Genomic DNA, 5,166 nt, shown 5'->3' on the forward strand with positions numbered 1-5,166 from the left:
GGCCTGCGGCTGTCCGCGGCTGCGCGTGCGGCGACGCGCACGGCCGTCGCCGAGCGGTACGCCGGGCTGGACCGGCCGGACGCCCCGCGGCTCGCCGGGCTGGTGAGGACGCCATGACCGAGCCGAACCTGGTCTTCCTCCCGTGGGCGCGGCGGGGTGGACCGCTCGACCTCCCGCCGGACGTGCGGGACGGGCACCCCGCCAGCCAGGCCTCCGCGACCGCCGAGGTGAAGGTCAACGGCGCCGGGCCGGCGACCGTGCAGGTCCGGCTGCTGGGCCCGGGCGACGTCACCGGGCTCCCGTCGCAGCAGGTGATCCGCACGGACCCGGCGCCGGGTTCGCGCACGTTCGAGGCCAACTACCTGCCGCTCGTCGAGTTCGACGAGCCGGCGCTGCCCTGGCTGTTCACCCCTGCCTCGGCGTCGGCGGGCCGGTTGCGGCCGTGGCTGTGCCTGGTCGTGGTGCGCGAGCAGCCGGGCGTCCAGCTCGCGCCACCCGCCCGCGGCTCGCTACCGGTGCTGAAGATCGGGATCCCGGCCCACCCGGAGGAGGAGCTGCCGGACCTCGACGACAGCTGGGCCTGGGCCCACGCACAGCTGGCCACCGAGGTCGCGCTGACCGACGCGGCGCTGGCGGACGCGCTCGCCGCCGACCCGGGGCGCAGCCTGTCCCGGCTGGTCTGCGGGCGCCTGCTGACCGAGCAGACCGAGTACCTGGCCTGCGTCGTGCCCACGTTCGAGGCGGGCCGGCTGGCGGGACTGGGCGACGACCCCGGCGCCGCCGAGGGGCCGGCGTGGCGGCGCGCGCCGGGGATGGCGTCCGTGGAGCTGCCGGTCCTGCACCACTGGCGGTTCGCGACCGGTCCGGCCGGCGACTTCCAGTCCCTCGCGATGGCGATCCGCGGCCGTCCCGTCGCCGACGGCTTCGGCACCCGGGCGGTGGACCTGTCGACCTCGGGGCTCGGGATCGCCGGTGCCGAGGACGCCCAGGTGCGGCTGGCGGGCGCGCTCCTGGCGCTCGATGCGCCCGTCCAGCGGTGGTCGGACCCGGCGATGGAGGGGCGGTTCGCGGCGGCGCTGGTCGACGTGCTGAACGCGCCCGACCACGTGCCGGCCGGCAACCCGCTGCTCGCGCCGCCTCGGTACGGGTCGGCGTACGCGGCCCCGGCGGCCCTGGACCCTGCGGCGGCGGGACGGTGGTACGAGCAGCTCAACACCGACCCGGCGCACCGGGTGGCGGCGGCGCTGGGCACGCTCGTGGTCCAGCAGCAGCAGGAGACGCTCGTCGCGGCGGCCTGGGACCAGGCGGCGGACCTGCACGCCGCGGAACGGGTGTTCGGGCTGGCCGCGCTCGGCCTGGCGGTTGCCGACAGCCTCCACCGGCGGCACGTGGCGCCGCTGCCGCCGGAGTCCGGGCTGTTCGTGCTGGCTCCGTTACGAGCCCGGCTGCTGCGGTCGTCCGCGACCGGGAGCACCAGCTTCGCCCAGCAGTGGGCCGAGGCCCGCCTGCCGGACCAGGCGCTGAGCACCGTGGTCAGGCGCGTGACCCGGCCCCGCGGTCCGGCCGTGCGGCGGGTGGGCCCCGCGGCGCCGGTGACGGGGAGAGGCGTCCTCGGGCGGATGGCGCCGACCGAGATGATCGGTCGCGAGCTCACGCCGGCGGCCGGCCCGCTGACCTTCGAGGCGGGGGGCGGCGCGCTGAACCTGTCCTGGGCGCAGGTGAGCACGGACGCGGTCGGGGGCGCGCCGCCGCGGCCGGGGTTCGAGATCGGCCCCTCACCGACGCCCGCACCCGGACCGGACCCGCTGCCACCGTTCGGCGGCGGAGTGGTCGGTGGCGGGGTGCTGGGCGGCGGTGTGCTCCACGGTGGCCTCGTCCCGGGTGTCGGGCCTTCCCTCGCGCGCCGCCGACCGACCGACCCCTTCGACCCGACAGACCCGACGGACCCGACCGACCCCACCGAGCCCGACCCCGTCGACCCGACGGAACCGGACCCGCACCCGCACCCGCCGCGCCGGGACAACCCGATGGCCGCGACCTTCCGGACCGCGGCGGCGCGTCACCTGTCCGCGTTCCTGGCACCGGCCCCGCCCGACCGCGGCCCGCTCGGCACGCTGGCCGTGGAGGCCATGTTCGCCGAGGCCCTGGCACTCACCACTCCCGCTCGCACGTTCTCCGCCCGGGTGTCCGGCCTGCTCGCGGTGCCCGTACCGCAGGAGCCGGCCGGCCCGGTGCCGCAGGTGCGGTTCGCGCCGCGGTTCGACGCGCCGATGTCGCGCTCGCTCGTCGAGCTCGGTCAGCACTGGTTGCTGCCCGGGCTGGACGGCGTCCCGGCCAACACCGCCCTCGGCCTGCGCACCAACGGGGAGTTCGTCGAGGCGTTCCTGGTCGGGCTCAACCACGAGCTCGGCCGCGAGCTGCTCTGGCGCGAGTACCCGACGCCGATGACCGCCACGTTCTTCGACCGCTTCTGGGACGCGGCCGTGGCGCCCGACGCCCCGCCGGACATCACGCCACTGGACTCGTGGGGTGGTCGGGCGCTGGGCGCGCCGACGGTCGCCGAGGACAGGTTCGTCCTGCTCCTGCGCAGCGAGCTGATCAGGCGCTTCCCCGACGCCCTCGTGTCCGCCGTCCGTCCCGGCCCGCCCGCCGAGCAGCTCCTGCCGGTCTTCCGCGGTGCCATGGAGCCCGACATCACCTTCTTCGGGTTCGCCGTCCCGCTCGCCGACGCCGACGACTGGTCGATCGTGATCGCCGAGCAGCCCGGTGCTCCACGCTTCGGCTTCGAGGTGGGGGAGGCGCCGGCCGGCGTCAGCCACGCGCCCGTGACCGAGGCGACGTCGGCGAGCCAGGCCGCGCGGCTGCGCCAGCTGCCCGCCCGGATCACCATCCCCGTGACCGTGCTCCTGCGGAGGCCGACGCCATGACGGACCCGCTCGACCTCGCTCCGCTCACCGCCGACGCCCTCGCCGCCGACCCGAGGCTCGCCCAGCAGGTGGCCGGGTCGCGGCACCCGCTGGTCCTGCTCCCGATCCGGCTGGAGACCCGCTTCCGCGACGGCTCGCTCCTCGTCCGGGTCTACCCCGACCAGCTGCACGTCGACGCCCACGACCCCCGCGTGTCCGCCGCGGAGATCGCGGCGGGGGAGGAGTTCTGGCGCGCGCAGTGGCGGACGGGAACCGATCGTGAGCGGGCGCAGCGCGCCTGGTCCGCGCTCGCGGACAGGTGGGGTCCGGGGCGGGCGGCCTGGGTGGTGCGCGCCACGACACCGACCAACCCGCAGGCCCGGCCCGATGCCGCCGTCGCCGACGGGGCGCCGCTGTCGGTGGAGCCGGCCTTCCCCTCCCTCCAGCCCACCGAGCAGAGGAGCACCCCGGTGGCGCGCCTCCTGCCCACCCGGTGGACCGCGACCGCCTACGCGCAGGGGGCAGTGGTCGCGGTCGCCACGGGCAGGCCGATCACGGCCGACCTCGCCGTCGGCCCTGACCTGTCGGTCCCGCTCGTCCACGAGGAGCACGGCGACGACGAGGACGACGAGGTGGCCGCCGTCGACCAGGCGATGAGCTGGCTCGTCGACTTCGCCACCGCGGAGGACGTCGGCATGGCGCTGCGCCTGCCGGTCACCGAGCCGGTGGACCTGCTCCTGGTCACCGGCGTGCGCGAGACGGGGGACAGCGCGGGCGACCTCGGCCGGCTCCTCGAGGCCCAGCACTACAGCGAGGGGCTGGCGTTCCTCGACCCGGAGACGCCGACCAACAACGCCGAGGGTGCGCCGTCCGGCTGGTCCAGCGCCGCCACCGGGACGTGGGCGCCGACGCCCGGGGGCTCCGGCGCGCGCACCGCCACCGCGCTCGGGTTCTCCGACCCCGCCGCGCTGCCGGGCGGGAGCGACACGGACGAGACGCTGGCCGAGGCCATGAGCACCGTGCTGTGGCCGTCCACCTGGGGGTACTGGCTGCCGCAGCTCGCGGGGGTCGCCCTCGACGACACCGACTGGGCGCGGGACCACGCGCGACGGTTCGTCCGGCCGGGCGGGCCGCTGCCGACGCTGCGGGTGGGCCGCCAGCCGTACGGGCTGCTGCCCGTGACGTCGCTCGGTCGGTACACGGGTGACGAGCGCGCGAACCGCCTGCGGCGCGCGCTGGTGGGTCTGGTGGACGGCGCCTGGCGGCCGGCCCTGGGGCAGGCGCCACGGATCGGCCGGGGCGACGTCGCGGCCGACCTGGTCGACGTGCTCCGGCTCGGCGCGCGCTCCGACCGGGTCCGGCTGCGCCGGGCGTTCGGTGCCCGCTTCGCTGAGCACGTCCAGCTCTTCCTCGGCCGCCGGCTCGCCGACGCCGGGTTCTGGGAGGTCGCCAGGGACCGGTCGCTGCCCCTCGCCGTGGCCGCCGGCGCCGGTCTGCTCCCGGCTGCGCTGAGCGTGCACGAGCCGGACAGCGCACCGGTCACCGTGCCGCTGGTGGGCGGGGCCGGCGAGCTCCGCGACCTGCTGGCGGCAGACGTCGACCAGCTCGCGACCGGCGGGGACGACGCGCCRACGTCCCTGCTGGTGGGACTCGTCCGGCACGGCCTGCTGCGCGAGCACGCGGAGGCGGCGGCGCGCCTGCTCGCGCCCGACGCCCCGGACGTGACCGACGCGGAGCTGTACGGCTTCGGCGAGTCCACGCCGGGCTGGCGGGCGCAGCGCGACGCGCCACTGCCGGACGGGGGGACCGTGCGTGAACGCATCGCCGCCGGGACGCCGGCCCTGACCGCGTTCCGCTCGGCGGTCGAGGTGCTCGCGGCAGCGGACCCCGCCGACCTGGAACGGCACCTGCTCGGGACCCTGGACGCGGCCGCCTACCGGGTCGACGCCTGGGTGACGTCGCTGGCGAGCCGTCGGCTGGCCGAGCTGCGGGCGGACGAGCAGCGGGGCGCCCTCGTCGGCGGCTACGGATGGGCGGAACGGCTGGCACCGTCGACCGCCGACGTCGTCGCCGAGACGCCGCGGGGTGAGCCGGGCGAGCTGCTGTCCGCGGTCGACGACCCCGGGTTCCTGCACGCTCCGTCGCTCCACCAGGCGCAGGTGGCCGCCCTGCTCCGGAACGCGCACCTGGCCAACGGCGGAGGGGAGGACGACCCCTTCGCCATCAGCCTCACGTCCGAGCGCGTGCGGCTGGCCAGGAC

At 77.2% G+C, this 5,166-nt stretch carries 2 protein-coding genes; both read left to right on the forward strand.

What is annotated here, in order from left to right; translation table 11 throughout:
* The first annotated feature begins 113 nt into the window (after window positions 1-113).
* On the forward strand, window positions 114-2,927 hold the full coding sequence (locus AC1DUQ_RS17285) for a hypothetical protein (protein WP_477074212.1): 2,814 nt from the start codon (window positions 114-116) through the stop codon (window positions 2,925-2,927).
* Window positions 2,924-5,166 (forward strand): hypothetical protein (locus AC1DUQ_RS17290; RefSeq protein ID WP_477074213.1); only part of this gene is annotated, 2,243 nt, incomplete at its 3' end. The genes AC1DUQ_RS17285 and AC1DUQ_RS17290, both read left to right, overlap by 4 nt.

Source organism: Cellulomonas sp. P4_B5_2, assembly GCF_056402235.1.

Coding starts and splice junctions, on each gene's coding strand:
- AC1DUQ_RS17285 (WP_477074212.1), top strand. CDS start 114: ATGACCGAGCCGAACCTGGTCTTCCTCCCGTGGGCGCGGCGGGGTGGA.